Here is a 21,243-nt window from a genome sequence, read left to right on the forward strand (position 1 = left end):
TCTTGGACAAACTGATTATTGAGGGTGGCGTGCCTTTGCACGGCGAAGTGGTCGTGTCCGGCGCCAAGAATGCCGCCTTGCCGATTTTGTGTGCAGGATTGCTGGCGGAAACGCCGCTGATATTGACTGGCGTACCAGAGTTGCGGGATGTGGCTTCTACGCTGAAGCTGCTGGACACTATGGGTGTGAAGGTCAGTAAAACGGATGACCAGGTCAGCCTGGATGCCAGCGATGTGGCTTCGTTTGAAGCGACCTATGAAATGGTGAAAACCATGCGCGCCTCTATCCTGGTGCTGGGCCCGTTGTTGGCGCGTTTTGGTACGGCACGGGTGTCATTGCCCGGCGGCTGTGCCATAGGTTCGCGCCCGGTAGACTTACATATCAAGGGCCTGCAGGCCATGGGTGCGGCCATGCATATCACGCATGGCTATATCCAGGCCAGTACCTTGCACTTGCCTAATCGCCGTCTGCAAGGCGCGATTTATTATATGGATATGGTCACGGTGACCGGCACTGAGAACCTGATGATGGCCGCCGCGCTGGCACAGGGCACTACTGTGCTGGAAAATGCAGCCAAAGAACCCGAAGTGGTTGATCTGGCCGAATGCCTGAATAAAATGGGCGCGAAAATCACGGGCGCTGGCACTGATACCATCACCATCGAAGGTGTAGAACGCTTGACCGGGGCTCAGCATCATATCGTCTGTGACCGTATTGAAGCTGGCACTTATATGGTGGCCGCCGCCATGACAGGTGGCGAGGTTACCTTGAAAAACGCACGTGCCGATCTGCTGGAAGCCGTTATCGAGAAGCTGCGTGAAGCGGGTGTGCATATCAGCACTGATGCCGACACCATCACCGTGAAAAGCAATGGTCAGCTGAAAGCGGTGAATATCCGCACCGCCCCGCACCCGGCTTTCCCTACCGACATGCAGGCGCAGTTTATGGCCATGAACACCATGGCAGAAGGCGTCTCCACGGTGGTGGAAACCATTTTTGAAAACCGTTTTATGCACGTGCAGGAACTGCAACGCATGGGTGCCAACATTGAGATCCAGGGCAATACCGCGTTTGTCAAAGGTGTGCCTACACTGGAAGGCGCCAATGTGATGGCAACTGATTTGCGCGCTTCTGCCGGATTGGTATTGGCCGGGCTGGTAGCAGAAGGTGAAACAGTGATAGACCGCATTTACCACCTTGATCGTGGCTATGAACGGCTGGAAGAAAAATTGAATCGATTGGGCGCCAAAGTACGCAGATCACATTAAATGATGTGCCTATTAAATAATACGCAAATTAAAATAATACCTAGGTTAAACAAACCATGATTACTATCGCACTCAGCAAGGGGCGCATTTTTGAGGAAACCACACCGCTACTGGCAGCGGCAGGTATCCGTTCGCTGGAAGATCCTGAATCTTCACGTAAACTGATCCTGCCCACCAACCGTGACGATGTGCGGTTGATTATTGTCCGTGCCACCGATGTGCCCACCTATGTGCAATATGGCGCGGCTGATATCGGCATTGCCGGTAAGGATGTGCTGGATGAGCATGGTGGAGAAGGCCTGTACCAGCCACTGGATTTGAATATCGCCCGCTGCAAGATGATGGTGGCGGTACGCGAAGACTTTGATTACGAGGCCAGCATCCGCCAGGGTGCGCGTTTAAAGGTGGTCACCAAGTATGTGAAAACGGCGCGTGAGCATTTCGCGGCCAAAGGCATGCATGTGGATCTGATCAAGTTATATGGTTCTATGGAGCTGGGCCCTCTGGTAGGGCTGGCCGATGCGATTGTCGACCTGGTCAGCACCGGCGGCACCTTACGTGCCAATAGACTCAAAGCCGTTGAAGAGATAGGTGCGATCAGTTCCCGCCTGGTAGTGAACCAGGCCTCGTTCAAGGTGAACCGCCCCTCGTTGCAGCCGATTATTGACAGTTTTGCTGAAGCTATCCAGAAAGATTCATCACAGTAAACATATGAAGATTAAACGTTTAACCACCCAATCTGCAGATTTCGATCGCGAATTGAAAGCCTTGCTGGCGTTTGAAACTGCGCAGGATGATGATATTGACCAGGTGGTCGCTAATATTCTCAAGGATGTGAAAGCGCGTGGCGATGCTGCTGTGCTGGAATATACCAACCGTTTTGATAAAACCAGTGCTGATAACCTGGCACAACTGGAGATCCCGCAAGCTGAATTACAGGCGGCTCTGACCAGTTTGCCAGCCGCCCAGCGTGAAGCCTTGCAAGCCGCGGCTGATCGTGTACGTAGCTATCACGAAAAACAGGTCATGCAATCCTGGCAATACACTGAAGCGGACGGCACCTTGCTCGGTCAGCAGGTGACTTCGCTGGACCGGGTGGGCTTATACGTACCTGGCGGTAAAGCTGCTTATCCTTCTTCGGTATTGATGAATGCGATTCCCGCCAAAGTAGCAGGCGTGCAAGAGTTGATCATGGTGGTGCCGACGCCAAATGGTGAGAAGAACCCATTAGTGTTAGCAGCCGCTGCCGTATGCGGTGTAACGCGTGTATTCTGTATTGGTGGCGCGCAAGCGGTAGGCGCACTGGCTTATGGCACCGAGACTGTGCCGCAGGTGGATAAGATTGTCGGCCCGGGTAATGCCTATGTCGCTGCTGCCAAACGCCGCGTATTCGGCGTGGTCGGCATTGATATGGTGGCAGGTCCGTCTGAAATCCTGGTCATCAGCGATGGCAAGAGCAATCCTGACTGGACAGCCATGGATTTGTTCAGCCAGGCAGAGCATGATGAGTTGGCACAGGCGATTTTATTGTCACCGAGCGCCGAGTTCCTCGATCAGGTGCAAGCCAGCATTGAGCGCCAGGTCACAGAAATGCCCAGGCAGGAAATCATCCGGACCTCCTTGCAAAATCGCGGCGCACTGATACAGGTGAAAGGCCTGGAAGAAGCAGCCGAGATTTGTAACTTTATTGCGCCTGAACACCTGGAGTTATCCATGGATGACGCGTTAGCGTTCAGCAAGAAAATCAAACACGCCGGTGCCATCTTTATGGGACGCGATACCTGCGAAGCCTTGGGTGACTACTGTGCCGGGCCTAACCACGTGTTACCGACTTCACGCACTGCGCGCTTCAGTTCGCCATTGGGTGTGTATGATTTCCAGAAACGCTCCAGCCTGATTATGGTATCCAGTGAAGGTGCGCAAACCCTGGGTAAGATTGCAGCGACGCTCGCTTATGGCGAAGGCCTGCAGGCGCACGCACGCAGCGCCGAATACCGCTTGAAATAAGGTCGGCAAATGAGTAAATTCTGGAGCCCGATCGTGCATGCCCTGACACCTTATGTGCCAGGCGAACAACCCAAAATCCAAAACCTGATCAAGCTGAATACCAACGAGAATCCTTATGGCCCCAGCCCCAAGGTGATTGCCGCTTTGCAGGCGGAAGCGGCAGATAGTTTGCGCTTGTATCCTGACCCGGATTCCAGCCGTATGAAAGCGGCCATCGCTGAATATCACGGCTTGCAAACCAACCAGGTGTTTGTGGGTAATGGTTCGGATGAGGTGCTTGCGCATGTCTTTCAGGCCTTGCTCAAACACGACCTGCCATTGTTGTTTCCTGATATCACTTATAGTTTTTATCCGGTCTATTGTGGCTTGTATGGCATTCAATATGAAACCGTCGCGCTCAATGCGCAGTTTGAAATTGCGATTGATGATTATCTGCGCCCCAATGGCGGCATTATTTTTCCCAACCCCAATGCACCGACAGGGATTCCGCTGCCTTTAGCCGAAATTGAGCGATTGCTGCAAACAAATAAAGACTCCGTCGTCGTGATTGATGAGGCGTATGTGGATTTTGGCACTGAATCAGCTGTTTCCTTGATTAGCCGCTATCCTAATGTGGTGGTGACGCATACTTACTCTAAATCGCGTTCGCTGGCCGGGCTGCGGATTGGCTATGCCGTCGGCGATACCGGTTTGATAGAAGCGCTGATCCGGGTCAAAGATAGTTTTAATTCTTATCCGATTGATCGTTTTGCTGAAGCAGGCGCAGTAGCCGCCCTGCAGGATGAGGCTTATTTTCAGCAAACCCGGCAGCAGGTCATTACCGCACGCGAGCAATTAGTCAATGATTTGCAGGCGTTGGGCTTCGAAGTGTTGCCATCTGGTGCCAATTTTATCTTTGCGCGCCATCCGCAATTCGCCGGTGAGCAACTTGCCGCAGGCTTGCGCGAAAAGGCTGTGATCGTACGCCATTTCAAAAAACCAGCCAGGATTGCGGACTTTTTGCGTATCACCATAGGTAACGATAGCCAGAATCTTGCGTTAATAACTGCTGTAAAGGGCCTTTTGCAGGCTTGATGTCGCTAAAATCAAAGTACGTGCAGCAATATAACTGCTAACATCGCTTAAATGATTCTTTAGCGACGTAAAAAAAGATGACGCAATATTGTCATTTTGTTTGAAATACGGTTATGATGCACGCTATTGTACATAATGTGCAGTGAGGGTTGCGTTTGCATCATTGCTGCGCAAAAGTTCATTGGATTTAAAATAGAGCAAACTCGGAGGAAGAAAAATGGCACAAACCCAGATGGCATTAGACTCATTGGATTTTGACGCAACAATCGCTTTGGCCGCCAAAGTGGCGCCACATGTTGATATCCTGGAAATTGGTACACCTTGTATCAAGCATAACGGTATCGAACTGTTGAAAGCATTGCGTACTAAATTCCCTAACAACAAGATTTTGGTTGACCTGAAAACTATGGATGCTGGCTTCTACGAAGCTGAGCCATTCTACAAAGCCGGTGCGGATATCGTTACTGTACTGGGTACTGCAGATGTTGGTACGATCAAAGGTGTGGTCGATGCTGCTAACAAATACGGTAAAGAAGCACAAGTTGACCTGATCAACGTAAAAGACAAAAAAGCTCGCACATTAGAAGTAGTTAAATTGGGCGCGCACATCATTGGTGTACACACTGGCTTGGATCAACAAGCTGCTGGTCACACACCATTTGCTGACCTGGGCCTGGTATCTGGCTTGAAAACAGGCGCTAAAGTATCTGTTGCTGGTGGTGTTAAAGCTGCAACAACCAAACAAGTAGTTGATGCTGGTGCTGACATCGTTGTTGCTGGTGCCGCTATCTACGGTGCTGCTGATCCTGCTGCTGCTGCTTCAGAAATCACAAAAATTGCACACGGTGCTGGTACTTCTGCTAAAGGTGGCAACAAGTTGCTGCCATGGATTATCGCTGCTGTTGCTGCAGTACTGGTATTCTCACTGCTGGGCAAAAAATCTGAAGAAGCTGCACCTGCTTCAGAAGCTCCAGTGGCTGAAGAAGCTGCACCTGCTGACGCTGCTCCTGCAGCTGAAGCACCAGTAGTTGAAGAAGCGCCTGCTGCGACAACTGAAGAAGCTGCACCTGCTGCAGAAGCTCCAGCTGAAGCCAAGTAATCGCTTAGCACTCTCTCTGCTGACTATCTTCGGATAATCGGTAGGCTAAAAAAGCAGTCCTCACGGGCTGCTTTTTTGTTTTTAGTGACAGATTTTGCCTGGCCGTGAAGACTTGCGGTAAAATGCCTGTATTATTTGCTAAATCTCTGTGAACACCCCTTTTCCCACTATGTCACGCCAAGCTGAAGTCACGCGCAATACACTCGAAACCCAAATTACAGTTGCTATCAATCTGGATGGCACTGGTGTGTCTGATTTGCAGAGCGGATTGGGCTTTCTGGATCACATGCTGGATCAGATTGCCCGCCACGGCATGATTGATTTGAAAGTGCATGCCAAAGGTGATTTGCATATTGATGGGCATCACACGGTTGAAGATATCGGCATTACGCTGGGCCAGGCTTTTGCCAAGGCGCTGGGCGACAAAAAAGGACTGACGCGGTATGGCCACAGCTATGTGCCGCTAGATGAGGCGTTGAGTCGTGTTGTGCTCGATCTGTCCGGACGTCCTGGCCTTGAGTTTGACTGCCAGTTTACGCGTGCCATGATCGGTGAGTTTGATGTAGACTTGTTCTATGAGTTCTTTCAGGGGTTCATCAACCACTCGCTGGTGACTTTGCACATCGACAACCTGAAAGGGCACAATGCGCATCACCAGGCAGAAACCATTTTTAAAGCGTTTGGCCGTGCCTTGCGCGTCGCCATCACGCCTGACCCGCGCATGGCCGGAATGATGCCATCGACCAAGGGTTCGCTATAAAGCCGACACGCCATACATGAATCGTTTGCAAGTCGCCGTCATTGATTACGGCATGGGTAATTTAAGATCTGTCGCCAATGCTTTGAAAGCAGTTGCGCCGGATCTGCACATCGAAATCACCAGTGATCCGGAGCAGATTGCCGCTGCTGAGCGCGTTGTGTTTCCTGGACAGGGTGCAATGCCGGATTGTATTCATGAACTGGATACCCGCGGTTTACGCCAGGCGGTGATTGCTGCCACTCGCGACAAGCCTTTCCTGGGGATTTGTATCGGTTTGCAAATGCTGTTTGAGCATTCCGAAGAAGGCGATGTCCCTGGCCTGGGTATTTACCCCGGCGAAGTGAAGCGCTTTCCGGCCGAAAAAATGCTAGATGCTCATGGCGGCAAGCTGAAAGTCCCGCATATGGGTTGGAGTCAGGTCCAGCAAACCTTGACACATGATTTGTGGCGGGATATTCCTGACCTGGCCCGCTTTTATTATGTGCATAGTTACTATGTGGCGCCTGCGGAATCGGCGCTGACAGCAGCGACCACGGCTTACCCGTTTGACTACACCTGCGCCATTGCGCAGGACAACGTATTTGCCGTGCAATTTCATCCGGAAAAGAGTGCAGAATCAGGCTTGCAACTTTTGCGTAATTTTGTAAACTGGAAACCATGATTGTGTTTTCCCAAACTTTGTCAAAACTCGTTATATTTCAATACTAAACAGCATGTTAATTATCCCGGCAATTGATTTAAAAGATGGTCACTGCGTACGCTTAAAGCAGGGGCTGATGGAAGAGTCCACCGTATTTTCTGAGGACCCGGCGGCCATGGCCAGACACTGGGTGGATCAGGGTGGCAAACGCCTGCACCTGGTTGATTTGAATGGTGCATTTGCCGGTAAACCGGTCAATGAAAACGCCATCAAGTCAATTGTGGCAGCCGTCGGTGGCGATATCCCTATCCAGCTGGGTGGCGGTATTCGCGATCTGGATACGATAGAACGTTATCTTGATGATGGTATCAGTTACATCATCATAGGCACTGCCGCCGTGAAAAACCCTGGTTTTTTGCATGAGGCATGCTATGCATTCCCCGGCCAGATCATGGTCGGCCTGGATGCCAAAGATGGCAAGGTCGCTGTAGATGGCTGGTCTAAGTTGACTGGTCACGACGTGATAGACCTGGCGAAGAAGTTTGAAGATTATGGTGTGGAAAGCATTGTCTACACGGACATTGGCCGTGACGGCATGCTGACCGGCGTCAATATTGAAGCAACCGTGGCCCTGGCACAAGCCTTGACCATCCCCGTCATTGCCAGCGGTGGTGTGACCAACCTTGAAGATGTGCGCAAATTATGTGCGGTGCAGGCTGAAGGGATCATTGGTACGATTACCGGCCGCGCCATTTACGAAGGCACACTGGACTTTACCGCAGCCCAGAAGCTGGCAGACGAGCTCAGCGCGTAATGGGATGTGCTAAACGCATCATTCCTTGCCTGGATGTGACGAATGGTCGCGTGGTCAAAGGCGTCAACTTTCTTGAACTGCGCGATGCCGGAGATCCGGTAGAGATTGCGCAGCGCTATAACGATCAAGGCGCCGATGAGCTGACGTTTCTCGATATCACCGCCAGTTCTGATGACCGTGACCTGATTTTGCATATTATTGAGCGCGTCGCCGAGCAGATATTTATTCCGCTGACTGTAGGCGGCGGGGTGCGTAAAGTAGAGGATGTGCGCCGCTTGCTGAATGCGGGTGCCGACAAAGTCAGTATCAATACCACTGCGGTACTGAATCCGCAGGTGGTTGAAGATGCTGCCAGCCGGTTTGGTTCGCAATGTATCGTCGTTGCCATTGATGCCAAAAAAGTCGACAACCAGCCGTTTGAGTGGGAAGTCTTTACCCATGGTGGCCGCAACGCAACAGGCCTCGATGCTGTTGAATGGGCGCGCAAAATGGTAGGGCTGGGCGCTGGTGAATTGCTAGTCACCAGCATGGACCGGGATGGCACCAAGATAGGCTTCAACAATCCATTGAATAAAGCGATCAGTGACGCTGTAGACGTGCCCCTGATTGCTTCCGGTGGCGTTGGCAACTTGCAACACCTGGTAGATGGCGTGACACTGGGTGGGGCGGATGCAGTGCTGGCCGCCAGTATCTTCCATTATGGTGAATTTACGGTAAAGCAAGCGAAAGACTATATGCGTGAACACGGATTGGAAATTCGATGACTTGGCTGGATCAAGTGGCTTGGACAGCTGATGGCCTGGTGCCCGTGATCGCCCAGGAACACTCTTCTGGCAAGATCCTGATGTTTGCCTGGATGAATCGTGAAGCGTTGCAGCTGACACGAGAAACGGGTCATGCCGTGTATTACTCCCGCTCGCGCAGCAAGCTGTGGCACAAAGGCGAAGAGTCCGGACACACCCAGATCGTGCATGATATCCGCCTGGATTGCGACAATGACGTGGTGTTGCTGACGGTAGAGCAGCAGGGTGGCATTGCTTGCCATACCGGCCGCCACAATTGTTTTTTCCAGCAGTTGCAAGAGGATAGCTGGGTAACGGTTGAGCCTGTCATCAAGGACCCGAAAGCGATTTATCATGAGTGATGTCTTAAATCGGTTGTCTGAATTGCTAGAGCAGCGCAAATCTGCGGATCCTGCTACTTCATACGTGGCCAAACTGCATGCCAAGGGTCTGGACAGTATTCTGAAAAAGATTGGCGAAGAAGCGACAGAAACGGTGATCGCTGCCAAAGGCGGCAATGCCGAAGAGATTATTTATGAAACCGCCGATTTATGGTTTCACACTCTGGTGTTGCTGAGTCATGCCGGGTTAAGCGCGCAGGATGTGCTCAATGAGCTGGCACGCCGCGAAGGCTTGTCTGGCATTGCAGAGAAAGCGAGCAGGGCAGAATGAGTGCGGATTGCATTTTTTGTAAGATCGCTGCGGGTAGCATACCCTCTAAAAGCATTTATGAGGACGACCATGTCATCGCTTTCCACGACATTCGTCCTATGGCTAAAGTGCACTTCCTGATTGTGCCAAAAAAGCACATTGAAACATTGAAAGACTGTACCGCTGAGGACCAGGATTTACTCGGCGGCATGATGTTGCTGGCGCCCAAGCTGGCAGCAGAACAAGGGTTGATTGGCTACAAAACGCTGATGAATGTGGGCCGTGAAGGCGGGCAGGAGGTTTTTCATATTCATTTGCATGTCTACGGTGGTGGGGCTGCGGCATAACCGCATCCACTGCATAGTTTAAGGAGATTGTGATGGGAAGCTTCAGTGTATGGCATTGGTTGATTGTATTGCTGATCGTAGTGCTGGTGTTTGGTACCAAAAAATTGCGTAATATCGGCAGTGATGTCGGTGGAGCGGTCAATGAGTTCAAAAAAGCCGTCAATGAAGGCAAAGGCGAATCCAGACCAGACGAGCTGTCTGATAAGAAATAAGCGCTGCCCTCACTGTGTTTGATATCTCTTTTTCTGAGCTACTGGTCATCGCCATTGTTGCACTGGTGGTGATCGGGCCGGAAAAACTGCCAAAAGTCGCCCGCACTGCGGGCGCTTTTTTTGGCCGTTTGCAGCGATTTGTCGCGCAGGTCAAAGACGAAGTCAATCGTGAGTCGCGCTTTGCAGAGTTGCAGAAGTTACAGGAAGAAGTGCATTCAAGCCTGCAACAAAGTTATGTCGATATTGAACGTAGTATTCTGCCGACAGAATCACAGGTCATCGATGAACCGGTTGAGATTGAGCCTGCTAAAAAGCCGCGCAAGCCACGCCAGGTAAAAACTAAGGAAGTCACGCAAACTACGCCAGAAAACCCGGTAGCAACGCCCAGGCGTCGATCTAAAGTGGCAATCAAGGGAAATCAACCTGCACCGGTATCAGACACAGGGCAACTCCCTGCGCATGGTGATGCAACAGCTGTCAGCCCTGCACCTAAGCGTCAGCGCAAACCTAAACCCAAGCCTGCCGGTGACACGACGGATATGTTTGTCGATGAGCCGCAGTCTTAGCGTGTAATCAATCGCGCTTTAGCCTATGACGCCTACTGAAAATTTTATTACCCATCTGGTTGAACTGCGCAACCGCCTGCTGCGCGCGGTCGTCGGCTTGCTGGTGATATTCGTTGCTTTGTTCCCTTTTGCCGACAAGCTCTACAGCTTGCTTGCGGCACCATTGCTGGCCAAGCTGCCACAGGGCGCACAAATGATTGCAACAGCGGTCACTACGCCGTTTTTTGTGCCTATGAAAGTCACCATGCTGGCAGCGTTTCTACTGGCGTTGCCATGGATTCTCTATCAATGCTGGGCATTTGTAGCGCCGGGTTTGTACACGCATGAAAAACGCATGCTATTGCCTTTGCTAGTGGCATCGCTGATCCTGTTTTTTATCGGCATGGCCTTCGCTTACTTTGCTGTTTTTCCTGTGGTGTTCGGTTTCCTGGTTGGCAGTGCGCCGCAAGGTGTGGCGGTGATGACCGATATTGCCGAATATCTGGATTTTGTGATCGGGATGTTCCTGGCCTTTGGTTTTGCGTTTGAAGTGCCTGTGGCTGTGGTGTTGATGGCGCTGATGGGCTGGGTGACTTTAGAACAACTGAAGGAAGCGCGCTCTTACGTGATTGTCGGCGCATTCGTGTTGGGGGCTATTTTTACGCCGCCAGATATCGTGTCCCAGTTTATGCTGGCCATCCCGCTATGGATCTTATACGAAGCCGGGTTGCTGGTGGTACGCTGGCTACCCCCGCGCGATACCAGCCCGACCTCTGTATAAATGAAATATTAGTTATTTAGGTATTTTGTTCGGTAGTGGGCGCTTACCTACCACCAGGTCGATATCTACTTTTTTGCCGGTGCGTAAAATAGACAAAGTGGCTTTCTCGCGCGGTTTCAGCAAGGCAATGATATTCAGCATCGATTGACTATCCGCCACTGGTTTTTTATTGATGGCGGTGAGGATATCTCCGGGGCGTAATCCAGCACGGTCTGCCGGGCTATCCAGCAACACGCCTGCGATCAGCGAGCCGTTGATGCTCTTCAAATTAAACGATTCTGCCAGTTCAGGTGTGATGTCTTGTGCTTCTATGCCTATCCAGCCACGTGTGACCGAGCCGCTGGAGGTGATCTGTTCCATGACCTGCTGGGCGATGCTGACAGGGATGGCAAAGCCTATGCCCATGCTGCCGCCATTGCGGGAATAAATGGCACTGTTGATCCCGATCAGGTTACCGTTCGTATCAATCAATGCACCGCCGGAATTGCCGGGATTAATCGATGCGTCAGTCTGGATGAAGTTCTCGAACGTATTAATACCTAAATGATTGCGCCCCAGCGCGCTGATAATGCCTTGCGTCACCGTTTGGCCTACGCCAAACGGGTTACCAATCGCCAGCACCACATCGCCTACCTTCATTTGCTCACTATTGCTAAAAGTGATGGCAGGTAAATCTTTGCGGTCGATTCTAAGCACGGCTATATCGGTTTCAGGGTCGGTACCGACCACGGTTGCCGACGATTTGCTGCCATCACTCAGGGCTACCTCAATCTGGTCTGCCGAGCTGATGACGTGGTTATTGGTAAGGATCAGGCCATCGGCACTGACAATCACGCCACTGCCCAGACTGTTTTCCGGCTGCTCATCCTCCTCTTCCATTTCCTCGCCAAAAAAATGCCGAAATAACGGGTCATTTTTTAGGGCCCGGTGCGGGTCCTGGCTGATATGCGCGGTAGTGAAAATATTGACGACAGAAGGCGTCGCCTTGCTGACAGCGCCGCGATAGCCTGTTTTTGCGATGGCGGCAGCCTGGTCGCTGGCGGTGGATTGTTTGACCACCACCTGTTGAACGTTCGATTGCACCAGCAGGTTGGGATAAAATAGTTTCATCACAAACAGAATACCGAGGCAGACGGTGACCGCTTGTGAGAATATAGTCCAGAGTTGTCGCATGGGCGCAGTCAAATAATTGTTTTAATAATTGATCAGTATATGAGAGTCAGAGATGGAATTGAATCGTCTTGTTAGCGAATTGGCTAATTTTTTGCAAGTTGTCAGATTTCAGGACTATTGCCCGAACGGATTGCAGGTGGAAGGGCGGGCAGAAGTCCACCGTATCGTGACTGGTGTTACTGCCAGCCAGGCTTTGATCGACGCTGCGATTGAAGCGAACGCTGATGCCATCATGGTACATCATGGCTACTTCTGGCGCGGCGAGCCTGCGGAAATCACCGGCATGAAACGCAAGCGCTTGAAGCAGCTGCTCACGCACGACATCAGTCTGCTGGCTTACCATTTGCCTTTGGATGCCCATCCTGAAGTGGGTAACAACGTACAGCTGGGTAAAGTGCTGGGATGGCCGCTGGTGCGCTATCTGGATGACAAGAATATGCTGCCGATGGCGGCTTTGCCGCACGCGCTTTCATTACAGCAATTGGGCGATCAGGTCAGCGAGCAATTAGGGCGCCAGGTGCAACTTTTGGGAGACTCTGAACAGCAGGTGCGCACGGTTGCCTGGTGTACAGGCGCGGCGCAGTCATATATTTCGCAGGCAGTCACCGCCGGCGTGGATGTCTTTGTCAGCGGTGAGGTGTCAGAACAGACATGGCATACCGTGCAGGAGACCGGTACGGCCTACATTGCGGCCGGGCATCATGCCACTGAACGCTATGGTATCCAGGCGTTAGGGCAGTGGCTGGCAGAGAACTATGGAATTGAGCATATTTACATAGAAGTGGAGAACCCGATTTAATTGATAATTATCAATAAGTTATTGAATTATATTTGGATTGTGCATGTGGAAAATGTATAATCGCGACTCAAGTTTTGATCTAACTGTTACCTTAAAAGGGTAGATTAAGGAAGCCAATGTCAGAAAACAAAATCGACAACCCTAGTTTGTCGTTTTGCGCGCCATCTGAGGTGGATTTGCAAAAGCGTGATTTTTTGGTGAAAGCAACTGCTGCCACCGGTGCTGTCGGTGTCGCTGCGGTAGCGGTGCCATTTGTCGGCAGCATGTTACCCAGTGAGCGTGCAAAAGCCGCTGGAGCACCAGTAGAAGTCGATATCAGCAAGCTGAAACCAGGTGAAAAAATGACAGCCGAATGGCGTGGTCAGCCAGTCTGGATCGTGCGCCGTTCGCCAGAAATGATGGCCATACTGGATAAGCACGATGCGGATTTGTCTGACCCCGCGATGGAAGTGCCTCAGCAGCCTGAATATTGCAAAAACAAAGCACGCGCGATTAAACCTGAATTTGCTGTGATGTTGGGCACATGCACGCACTTGGGTTGTTCGCCGAATGATAATTTTGCGCAAACAGCCGAGTGGCCAGGTGGCTTTGTCTGTCCATGCCACGGGTCTAAGTTTGACCTGACTGGCCGGGTATTCAAAGGCTCGCCAGCGCCGACTAACCTGATTGTGCCGCCACATCAATATCTGACAGAAACCACCATCCTGATTGGTGATGACAAAAAGGCGGAGGCTTAAACACCATGGCAAATAATAATAAAACGATTGCCGCTGGCGTGCTGGATTGGGTAGATGCCCGTTTCCCGCTGACCAGTACCATCAAAGGACACCTTACCGAGTATTACGCACCGAAAAACTTCAATTTCTGGTATTTCTTTGGTTCATTGGCTTTATTAGTACTGGTGCTGCAAATCGTCACCGGTATTTTCCTGACCATGAACTACAAGCCAGATGCTGAGCTGGCATTTGCTTCAGTGGAATACATCATGCGGGACGTATTTGGCGGAAACATTATTCGTTACATGCACTCGACTGGCGCCTCCATGTTTTTTGTGGTGGTCTACCTGCATATGTTCCGTGGCATTATCTACGGTTCATACCGCACGCCGCGCGAGCTGATCTGGCTGTTTGGTGTCGGTATTTTCCTGGTGTTGATGGGTGAGGCCTTTTTCGGTTACCTGCTGCCATGGGGCCAAATGTCCTACTGGGGTGCGCAGGTGATTGTGAACCTGTTCTCTACCGTGCCATTTATCGGTCCTGATCTTTCCGAATGGTTGCGTGGTGACTATCTGGTGTCTGATGCGACATTGAACCGCTTTTTTGCATTCCACGTGATTGCTTTACCGCTGGTGCTGTTAGGCCTGGTCGCTGTACACATCGTGGCTTTGCATGAGGTAGGTTCCAACAACCCTGACGGTGTGGAAATCAAAAAGTATAAAGATAAAGAAACCGGTATTCCGCTGGATGGGATTCCTTTCCATCCTTACTACTCGGTCAAGGATCTGGTCGGCGTGGTCGCTTTCCTGATGGTGTTCTTTGCCATTGTGTTCTTTATGCCGGAAATGGGTGGTTACTTCCTCGAAGCCAACAACTTTGTGCCTGCTGATCCGCTGAAAACACCGGCACACATTGCACCGGTCTGGTACTTCACTCCTTATTACTCCATCTTGCGTGCAGTGCCGCCTATCGGTATTTCACAGTTCCCTGGGGTAGTGGCGATGGGCTTGTCAGTCGTTGCATTTGCTTTCCTGCCATGGCTGGATAGAAGCCCAGTGAAGTCTATTCGCTACCGTGGCCAATTGTACAAGCGCTGGTTGACGGCTTTTGTGATCAGCTTTGTCATTCTGGGTTATCTGGGAACAGTTCCAGGCGATGTCTGGGGCCAGTTCGGGCCGTGGCTGGGGCGCGCAGATCGTGCCACTGTGGTCGCACGTATTTGTATGGTGGTCTACTTTGCATATTTTGCATTAATGCCTTGGTACACCAAAAAAGACAAAACCAAACCAGTGCCGGAAAGGGTGACATACAAATGATGAAGAAATTGTTTATTCAGGCATTTGCCAGTGTAGCGCTGCTGGTTTCAGGCCTTGCTTTGGCGAATGAGGTGCATATTGATGTAACGGCACCGATCAGCATGAGTGATAAAGCCTCTTTGCAACGCGGGGCCAAGATTTTCGTGAACTACTGCCTCAACTGCCATAGCGCCAACTACATGCGTTACAACCGTTTGCAGGATATCGGCCTGACCGACAAACAGATCAAGGATAACTTGCTGTTTGCCGGTGAGAAGGTTGGTGAGCCCATGCGTGTCAGCATGAATCCCAAAGATGCCAAGCAATGGTTTGGTGCGGCGCCTCCTGATCTGAGCGTGGAAGTGCGTGCGCGTGGCGCAGACTGGGTCTATGCCTACCTGCGCAGCTTCTACAAGGATGACAGCCGTCCTACCGGTTGGAATAACCTGGTGTTTGATAAAGTGGCCATGCCGCATGTGTTGTACGAATTGCAGGGCGTGCAGGTGCTGGATCATGAAACGCATACACTGAAACTGGAAAAAGCCGGCAAATTGAGTACTGAAGAATACGACCAGTTTGCAGGTGATTTAACCAACTTTATGGCATTTATGGCAGAGCCTGCGAAACAATCCCGCTTGTGGATTGGTGTCTTCGTGCTGCTGTTCTTGTCTGTGCTGTTAGTCTTGGTGAAGAAAATCAAAGCTGAATACTGGAAAGATATTCGTTAACCAGCAACCAAGTCCGACACCAGGGCCTTGGCCTTGGTGTCTTTTTTTATAGGGAAAAATGATTATGATGAGATTGTATTCGGGCACTGTCGATCCTTACAGCCACCGTTGCCGTATCGTGCTGTTTGAAAAAGGCATGGACTTTGAAGTCATTGATGTTGACCTCACCAACAAAACTGAAGACCTCGCCATTCTGAACCCTTATGGCGAAGTGCCTGTGTTAGTTGAGCGTGACCTGGTATTGTCAGAGGCTAATATTATCAATGAATATATTGATGAGCGCTTCCCGCATCCACAACTGATGCCGGCTGATCCTGTCATGCGTGCACGTGCGCGCCTGTACCTGTATAACTTTGAAAAAGATTTGTTTAATCACATCAAAGATGTAGAGTCTGGTGAAGACGACAGGGTGGAGCGTGCACGTAAAGTCATACGCGATAACTTGACGCAACTGGTGCCTATCTTCAGCAAGCAGAATTATTTGATGGGCGATGAATACTCCATGCTGGATGTGGCGATCACGCCGTTGTTATGGCGCCTGGGCCATTATGGTATTGAATTGCCAAATCAGGCGGCGCCGTTGCTGAAGTATGCTGAGCGTTTGTTCTCGCGCCCTATGTATGCTGAAGCGATGACCCCTTCTGAAAAGGCCATGCGCAAGTAATTTTTAGTTCGCAGATATACAGCGCGGTGAAATTTTCCCGCGCTGTTTTTTTAAGGAAAGTCAGCATGAGTACATTGATCCCTACTACTGCTTATTTGATACGCGCGATACATGAATGGTGTGTTGATAATGCATTGACGCCACATCTGTTGGTGAAGGTGGATGCGCAAACGCGTGTGCCTATGGCGTTTGTGAAAAATGGTGAAATTGTGCTGAACATCAATTACACCGCGGTGAAAGATCTGCATATTGATAACGATGCCGTGGTATTTTCGGCGCGGTTCAGCGGTGTGGCGCAGCATATTTATGTACCTATCGGCCGCATTGCCGGTGTGTTTGCCCGCGAGAACAGCCAGGGCATGTTTTTTGAGGTGAGTGATGGCCATGCGCCAGAGCCTTTCACAAAAGCCGAATTATCGGTAGCAGAGGCGCCTGCACCCGCTGCGCCCAAGAAATCCCATCTGAAAGTTGTCAAGTAGTCCTGCCCATCCGCAAAAAAGCCTTGTCATAAAAGAGGCCTGTTGCGGATGCACTGATCTTTTTGCTGAGAATAAAAAAATTTCTCAAAGCACTAGATAAAACTCATAAAAAAGTGCTATAGTTGCGCCTTTCCGAAATGCCGGGTTAGCTCAGTTGGTAGAGCAGCGCACTTGTAATGCGAAGGTCATCAGTTCGATTCCGATACCCGGCACCATAGATTAAATACAGTTAGCATTGACGCTGATTGAATTTGCCGCGATAATCGCGGTCGATTTTGGAGGGGTGGCCGAGTGGTTAAAGGCGACGGACTGTAAATCCGTTCTCTCAGAGTACGCTGGTTCGAATCCAGCCTCCTCCACCAAATTTTCTGCCTGTAGGCGTTTGTAAAGCGGGATGGTGAGAGCCCTCCTTGGGAGTTCTGCACAGTGCGGGTGTAGCTCAGTTGGTAGAGCACTTGCCTTCCAAGCAAGATGTCGCGAGTTCGAACCTCGTCGCCCGCTCCAACAGCAATGAAGGCATGAAGCGCCCATGTGGCTCAGTGGTAGAGCACTCCCTTGGTAAGGGAGAGGTCGCGGGTCCGATTCCCGCCATGGGCACCAGTTTTGCTCTCGTTAAAGTTAGTGGCAAAAAATTGGTGACGTAAAGTTTGGTAGCATAGAGCTTGTTTAAGTAGTGGCGTTTCAGGGTGGTGTCATCCGCGTCGCGTAATTTGTGAAAACACAATTATTTATTGGCATTTTCAGTATCAATAAAGGAAAACATCATGGCAAAAGGCAAATTTGAACGTACCAAGCCACACGTGAACGTTGGTACGATTGGTCACGTTGACCACGGTAAGACAACCCTGACAGCGGCTATTACCACTGTATTGACTAAGAAATTTGGTGGTGAAGCGAAGGCTTACGATCAAATTGACGCGGCGCCAGAAGAAAAAGCACGTGGTATCACGATCAACACAGCACACGTTGAATACGAAACAGCAGCACGTCACTACGCGCACGTTGACTGTCCAGGTCACGCTGACTACGTTAAAAACATGATTACCGGTGCTGCCCAGATGGACGGCGCGATCCTGGTATGTTCAGCTGCTGACGGCCCAATGCCACAAACACGTGAACACATCCTGTTGGCCCGCCAGGTTGGCGTACCATACATCGTTGTATTCCTGAACAAAGCTGACATGGTAGATGACGCTGAGTTGCTGGAACTGGTTGAAATGGAAGTGCGTGACCTGTTGTCTAAATATGACTTCCCAGGCGACGACACCCCGATCATCAAAGGCTCAGCGAAACTGGCCCTTGAAGGTGACCAATCAGAAATCGGCGAACCAGCCATCTTCGCATTGGCTGACGCATTAGACAGCTACATCCCAACGCCAGAGCGTGCTATCGACGGTACCTTCCTGATGCCAGTAGAGGACGTATTCTCTATCTCTGGTCGTGGTACTGTAGTGACTGGCCGTATCGAGCGCGGTATCGTTAAAGTCGGCGACGAAATCGAAATCGTTGGTATCAAGCCAACATTGAAAACAACATGTACTGGTGTTGAAATGTTCCGTAAATTGCTGGACCAAGGTCAAGCAGGCGACAACGTAGGTGTATTGTTGCGCGGTACCAAGCGTGAAGAAGTTGAGCGTGGTCAAGTATTGTCCAAATCAGGTTCTATCAAGCCACACACTAAGTTCACAGCAGAGATCTACGTGCTGGGTAAAGATGAAGGTGGTCGTCATACGCCATTCTTCAACGGCTACCGTCCACAGTTCTACTTCCGTACGACAGACGTGACTGGTGCAGTTGAATTGCCAGCAGGTACCGAAATGGTGATGCCAGGTGATAACGTATCTATCTCAGTAGCGCTGATTGCGCCTATCGCGATGGAAGACGGCTTGCGCTTCGCGATTCGTGAAGGTGGTCGTACTGTTGGTGCTGGCGTTGTAGCCAAAATCATCGAATAATTGATTTGATCGTGTAAAAACCTGCACTACAACCCGTGCAGGTTTTACGTTTAAGAGTACAGGCCAATAGCTCAATTGGTAGAGTATCGGTCTCCAAAACCGAGGGTTGGGGGTTCGAGACCCTCTTGGCCTGCCAAACACCCAGTTAGCTGATTTCCAGCGATGCTGAAGGTGTAAAAAACATAAAGTTAAGGTTATGATCGATAAAATCAAACTGGCTTTGTCCCTGTTGTTGCTAGCTTTGGGGATTGCCGGTTTTTATCTTTTTGAAGATAAAGCAATGGTTGTTAGAATACTTGCCGTTCTGGCAGGTATTGTCGCGTCTGTCGCGGTAGCATGGACTGCTCCGCAAGGTAAACAGGCGCTGAGCTTTTTTAATGAATCTATTGCGGAAGCAAAGCGTGTTGTCTGGCCAACGCGTCAGGAAACCATCCAAACCACACTGGCCGTGATTGTGCTGGTTGTGATTATGGCGGCGTTCCTGGCGTTGGTGGATATCAGTTTCGCTTACATGGTGCAATGGATTATGGGTCGAGGTGCTTAATGTCAATGCGTTGGTATGCAGTTCAAGCTTTCTCCGGCATGGAAAAATCCGTGAAAGCCGGTTTGGAAGAACGTATTATCAGATCCAACTTACAGGATCAGTTTGGTGACATTCTGGTGCCGGTAGAAGAAGTGGTTGAGATGAAGGGTGGTCAAAAGACCATTTCCGAGCGCCGCTTGTATCCTGGTTATGTCCTGGTGCAGATGGATATGACAGATGAAAGCTGGCACCTGGTTAAGAGCACACCACGTGTGACTTCATTTATCGGTGGTACCGCACAGCGTCCGACCCCGATCAAAGATAAAGAAGTAGAGATTATCCTGCGTCGCATGGATGATAGTAAGTCAAACCCAACGCAGAAGATGACCTTTGAAAAAGGCGAGAGCGTGCGCGTGATCGACGGCCCTTTCAAAGATTTCTCTGGCAGTGTGGAAGAGATCAATTACGACAAAAACAAAGTACGTGTTTCTGTGGTGATTTTTGGTCGTGCCACACCTGTCGAGCTCGACTTTGCACAAGTCGAAAAAGAAGTTTAAGTAATCAAAACTTAGTAGTAGTTTTTTCAACGGGGAGCTCGTAAGGGCGCTTGTACCCATTTAAGGAGTCAAAAATGGCAAAGAAAGTCATTGGCTACATCAAGCTGCAGATCCCTGCAGGTAAAGCCAACCCAAGCCCACCAGTTGGTCCAGCACTTGGTCAACGTGGTTTGAACATCATGGAATTCTGTAAAGCGTTTAACGCCGCTACTCAAGGTGTTGAACCAGGTCTGCCAGTACCAGTTGTGATTACTGCGTTTGCTGACAAGAGCTTTACGTTCATCATGAAAACCCCACCAGCAACGGTGCTGATTAAAAAAGCAGCCAAGCTGGAAAAAGGGTCTCCACGTCCTCATACAGACAAAGTAGGCAAAATCACTCGTGCGCAAGCTGAAGAAATTGCCAAAACAAAACAACCTGACCTGACTGCTGCAGATCTGGATGCTGCTGTACGTACCATCGCTGGTAGTGCACGTAGTATGGGTATTGAAGTGGAGGGTGTATAACATGGGTAAAAGAATTGATGCGTTGCGCGCGAAGATCGACCGCAACAAGCTGTATCCGGCGACTGATGCACTGAACCTGGTTAAAGAAGGCGCAGCTGCAAAATTTAACGAATCTGTTGATGCAGTAGTGAACCTGGGTATCGACCCACGTAAATCTGACCAACTGGTACGTGGTGCGATCGTATTGCCTAACGGTACTGGTAAATCAGTACGCGTAGCCGTATTTGCACAAGGTGCACAAGCTGAAGCTGCTAAAGCGGCTGGTGCTGAAATCGTTGGTTTTGAAGATCTGGCTGAGCAAGTGAAAGCCGGTATGCTGGACTTTGACGTAGCGATTGCTACGCCTGATGCGATGCGTATCGTTGGTGCTTTGGGCCAGGTATTGGGTCCACGTGGTTTGATGCCAAACCCAAAAGTGGGTACCGTGACACCAGACGCAGCCACTGCAGTTAAAAACGCAAAAGCTGGTCAAGTACAATACCGTACCGACAAAGGTGGTATCGTACATTGCACTATCGGTCGCGCTTCTTTCACTGTTGAGCAATTGCAAGGCAACCTGGCTGCTTTACTCGAAGCATTGAACAAAGCCAAGCCAACTAGCTCAAAAGGCGTATACCTGAAAAAACTGTCTGTCTCCAGCACCATGGGTCCTGGCGTTCGTATCGATCAGACAACAGTTGCAGCTTAAGTATTAAATACTGGCCTCGCAAGAGGCCAGGCAAGAACTTTGGGCTTGAGTCAGGCGGTTTATTCACCTGGCTCAAGAGCATCAAAGACCGTTGGTGTGTTTCACTTAATTGAAAAACACGTTGTGAATGGGTGAGAAATCCTCTGTTTGCAAGTGTTTGAAACCAGCGCAGATGGCGAT

At 50.4% G+C, this 21,243-nt stretch carries 27 protein-coding genes and 5 tRNA genes; 31 read left to right on the top strand and 1 reads right to left on the bottom strand.

Annotation, left to right across the window (positions count from 1 at the left end; all coding sequences use genetic code 11):
• The first annotated feature begins 2 nt into the window (after positions 1–2).
• The 15 genes from murA to tatC all read left to right on the top strand — a co-directional run bounded on the left by murA (position 3) and on the right by tatC (position 10,980).
• On the top strand, positions 3–1,268 hold the full coding sequence (gene murA, locus ACSSVF_RS05900) for a UDP-N-acetylglucosamine 1-carboxyvinyltransferase (RefSeq protein WP_492406019.1): 1,266 nt from the start codon (positions 3–5) through the stop codon (positions 1,266–1,268).
• Between the two features lie 56 nt (positions 1,269–1,324).
• On the top strand, positions 1,325–1,975 hold the full coding sequence (hisG, locus tag ACSSVF_RS05905) for an ATP phosphoribosyltransferase (protein ID WP_492406020.1): 651 nt from the start codon (positions 1,325–1,327) through the stop codon (positions 1,973–1,975).
• A gap of 4 nt (positions 1,976–1,979) precedes the next feature.
• Entirely contained in the window at positions 1,980–3,275 is a 1,296-nt protein-coding gene (hisD, locus tag ACSSVF_RS05910; RefSeq protein WP_492406021.1) for a histidinol dehydrogenase, read from the top strand.
• A gap of 9 nt (positions 3,276–3,284) precedes the next feature.
• Positions 3,285–4,349: a histidinol-phosphate transaminase gene (gene hisC, locus ACSSVF_RS05915; RefSeq protein ID WP_492406022.1), complete on the top strand. Its 1,065-nt coding sequence runs from the start codon at positions 3,285–3,287 to the stop codon at positions 4,347–4,349.
• A gap of 217 nt (positions 4,350–4,566) precedes the next feature.
• A complete protein-coding gene (gene hxlA, locus ACSSVF_RS05920; protein ID WP_492406023.1) occupies positions 4,567–5,448 on the top strand; it encodes a 3-hexulose-6-phosphate synthase in 882 nt (293 codons plus the stop codon).
• 169 nt (positions 5,449–5,617) lie between these two features.
• Complete coding sequence (gene hisB, locus ACSSVF_RS05925) at positions 5,618–6,208, top strand: imidazoleglycerol-phosphate dehydratase HisB (protein WP_492406024.1); 591 nt, start codon at positions 5,618–5,620, stop codon at positions 6,206–6,208.
• Between the two features lie 16 nt (positions 6,209–6,224).
• Entirely contained in the window at positions 6,225–6,869 is a 645-nt protein-coding gene (gene hisH, locus ACSSVF_RS05930) for an imidazole glycerol phosphate synthase subunit HisH (RefSeq protein WP_492406025.1), read from the top strand.
• Positions 6,870–6,921: 52 nt separating this feature from the next.
• Complete coding sequence (hisA, locus tag ACSSVF_RS05935; RefSeq protein WP_492406026.1) at positions 6,922–7,662, top strand: 1-(5-phosphoribosyl)-5-[(5-phosphoribosylamino)methylideneamino]imidazole-4-carboxamide isomerase; 741 nt, start codon at positions 6,922–6,924, stop codon at positions 7,660–7,662.
• A complete protein-coding gene (gene hisF / locus ACSSVF_RS05940; protein WP_492406027.1) occupies positions 7,662–8,426 on the top strand; it encodes an imidazole glycerol phosphate synthase subunit HisF in 765 nt (254 codons plus the stop codon). The genes hisA and hisF overlap by 1 nt, the downstream gene beginning before the upstream one ends.
• Positions 8,423–8,806: a phosphoribosyl-AMP cyclohydrolase gene (gene hisI, locus ACSSVF_RS05945; RefSeq protein WP_492406028.1), complete on the top strand. Its 384-nt coding sequence runs from the start codon at positions 8,423–8,425 to the stop codon at positions 8,804–8,806. Before hisF ends, hisI begins: the two co-directional genes overlap by 4 nt.
• Entirely contained in the window at positions 8,799–9,116 is a 318-nt protein-coding gene (locus ACSSVF_RS05950) for a phosphoribosyl-ATP diphosphatase (RefSeq protein ID WP_492406029.1), read from the top strand. Before hisI ends, ACSSVF_RS05950 begins: the two co-directional genes overlap by 8 nt.
• Complete coding sequence (locus ACSSVF_RS05955) at positions 9,113–9,442, top strand: histidine triad nucleotide-binding protein (RefSeq protein WP_492406030.1); 330 nt, start codon at positions 9,113–9,115, stop codon at positions 9,440–9,442. Before ACSSVF_RS05950 ends, ACSSVF_RS05955 begins: the two co-directional genes overlap by 4 nt.
• Before the next feature lie 32 nt (positions 9,443–9,474).
• Positions 9,475–9,654 carry a Sec-independent protein translocase subunit TatA gene (gene tatA, locus ACSSVF_RS05960; protein WP_492406031.1) on the top strand — a complete coding sequence of 60 codons (180 nt, stop codon included), beginning with the start codon at positions 9,475–9,477 and terminating at the stop codon, positions 9,652–9,654.
• Between the two features lie 14 nt (positions 9,655–9,668).
• The gene (gene tatB / locus ACSSVF_RS05965; RefSeq protein ID WP_492406032.1) at positions 9,669–10,220 is read left to right on the top strand and encodes a Sec-independent protein translocase protein TatB; all 552 of its coding nucleotides are present in this window, start codon (positions 9,669–9,671) and stop codon (positions 10,218–10,220) included.
• A gap of 25 nt (positions 10,221–10,245) precedes the next feature.
• Complete coding sequence (gene tatC, locus ACSSVF_RS05970) at positions 10,246–10,980, top strand: twin-arginine translocase subunit TatC (protein ID WP_492406033.1); 735 nt, start codon at positions 10,246–10,248, stop codon at positions 10,978–10,980.
• 12 nt (positions 10,981–10,992) lie between these two features.
• On the opposite strand, the gene ACSSVF_RS05975 is transcribed toward tatC, so the two are convergent.
• Positions 10,993–12,153, bottom strand: coding sequence for a S1C family serine protease (locus ACSSVF_RS05975; RefSeq protein ID WP_492406034.1), 1,161 nt, complete (start codon positions 12,151–12,153; stop codon positions 10,993–10,995).
• A gap of 52 nt (positions 12,154–12,205) precedes the next feature.
• Here ACSSVF_RS05975 and ACSSVF_RS05980 point away from each other — a divergent pair, with 52 nt between their 5' ends.
• The 16 genes from ACSSVF_RS05980 to rplA all read left to right on the top strand — a co-directional run bounded on the left by ACSSVF_RS05980 (position 12,206) and on the right by rplA (position 21,063).
• A complete protein-coding gene (locus tag ACSSVF_RS05980; protein ID WP_492406035.1) occupies positions 12,206–12,952 on the top strand; it encodes a Nif3-like dinuclear metal center hexameric protein in 747 nt (248 codons plus the stop codon).
• Positions 12,953–13,068: 116 nt separating this feature from the next.
• Positions 13,069–13,689, top strand: coding sequence for a ubiquinol-cytochrome c reductase iron-sulfur subunit (petA, locus tag ACSSVF_RS05985; RefSeq protein ID WP_442584727.1), 621 nt, complete (start codon positions 13,069–13,071; stop codon positions 13,687–13,689).
• Positions 13,690–13,694: 5 nt separating this feature from the next.
• Positions 13,695–14,984 carry a cytochrome b gene (locus tag ACSSVF_RS05990; RefSeq protein WP_492406036.1) on the top strand — a complete coding sequence of 430 codons (1,290 nt, stop codon included), beginning with the start codon at positions 13,695–13,697 and terminating at the stop codon, positions 14,982–14,984.
• Complete coding sequence (locus ACSSVF_RS05995; protein ID WP_492406037.1) at positions 14,981–15,691, top strand: cytochrome c1; 711 nt, start codon at positions 14,981–14,983, stop codon at positions 15,689–15,691. Before ACSSVF_RS05990 ends, ACSSVF_RS05995 begins: the two co-directional genes overlap by 4 nt.
• A 64-nt stretch (positions 15,692–15,755) precedes the next feature.
• Entirely contained in the window at positions 15,756–16,355 is a 600-nt protein-coding gene (locus ACSSVF_RS06000) for a glutathione S-transferase N-terminal domain-containing protein (RefSeq protein ID WP_492406038.1), read from the top strand.
• A 65-nt stretch (positions 16,356–16,420) separates the two neighbouring features.
• Positions 16,421–16,834 (top strand): ClpXP protease specificity-enhancing factor, encoded by a 414-nt coding sequence (locus tag ACSSVF_RS06005; protein ID WP_492406039.1) that lies wholly within the window; start codon positions 16,421–16,423, stop codon positions 16,832–16,834.
• Between the two features lie 139 nt (positions 16,835–16,973).
• A tRNA-Thr gene (locus tag ACSSVF_RS06010) sits at positions 16,974–17,049 on the top strand.
• Positions 17,050–17,111: 62 nt separating this feature from the next.
• Positions 17,112–17,196 (top strand) — tRNA-Tyr (locus ACSSVF_RS06015).
• A 66-nt stretch (positions 17,197–17,262) separates the two neighbouring features.
• Positions 17,263–17,338: transfer RNA gene (locus ACSSVF_RS06020), tRNA-Gly, on the top strand.
• Positions 17,339–17,359: 21 nt separating this feature from the next.
• A tRNA-Thr gene (locus ACSSVF_RS06025) sits at positions 17,360–17,434 on the top strand.
• Positions 17,435–17,598: 164 nt separating this feature from the next.
• Positions 17,599–18,789: an elongation factor Tu gene (tuf, locus tag ACSSVF_RS06030; RefSeq protein WP_442584715.1), complete on the top strand. Its 1,191-nt coding sequence runs from the start codon at positions 17,599–17,601 to the stop codon at positions 18,787–18,789.
• A 60-nt stretch (positions 18,790–18,849) separates the two neighbouring features.
• Positions 18,850–18,925: transfer RNA gene (locus tag ACSSVF_RS06035), tRNA-Trp, on the top strand.
• A gap of 60 nt (positions 18,926–18,985) precedes the next feature.
• Positions 18,986–19,333 carry a preprotein translocase subunit SecE gene (gene secE, locus ACSSVF_RS06040; protein WP_442584722.1) on the top strand — a complete coding sequence of 116 codons (348 nt, stop codon included), beginning with the start codon at positions 18,986–18,988 and terminating at the stop codon, positions 19,331–19,333.
• Positions 19,333–19,869 (top strand): transcription termination/antitermination protein NusG, encoded by a 537-nt coding sequence (gene nusG, locus ACSSVF_RS06045; protein WP_379035199.1) that lies wholly within the window; start codon positions 19,333–19,335, stop codon positions 19,867–19,869. The genes secE and nusG overlap by 1 nt, the downstream gene beginning before the upstream one ends.
• Positions 19,870–19,943: 74 nt before the next feature.
• Positions 19,944–20,375 (top strand): 50S ribosomal protein L11, encoded by a 432-nt coding sequence (gene rplK, locus ACSSVF_RS06050; RefSeq protein ID WP_379057022.1) that lies wholly within the window; start codon positions 19,944–19,946, stop codon positions 20,373–20,375.
• A gap of 1 nt (position 20,376) precedes the next feature.
• Positions 20,377–21,063 (top strand): 50S ribosomal protein L1, encoded by a 687-nt coding sequence (gene rplA / locus ACSSVF_RS06055; RefSeq protein ID WP_492406040.1) that lies wholly within the window; start codon positions 20,377–20,379, stop codon positions 21,061–21,063.
• Positions 21,064–21,243: the final 180 nt, after the last annotated feature.

Source organism: Methylophilus sp. E2MeOHC9 (assembly GCF_058744375.1).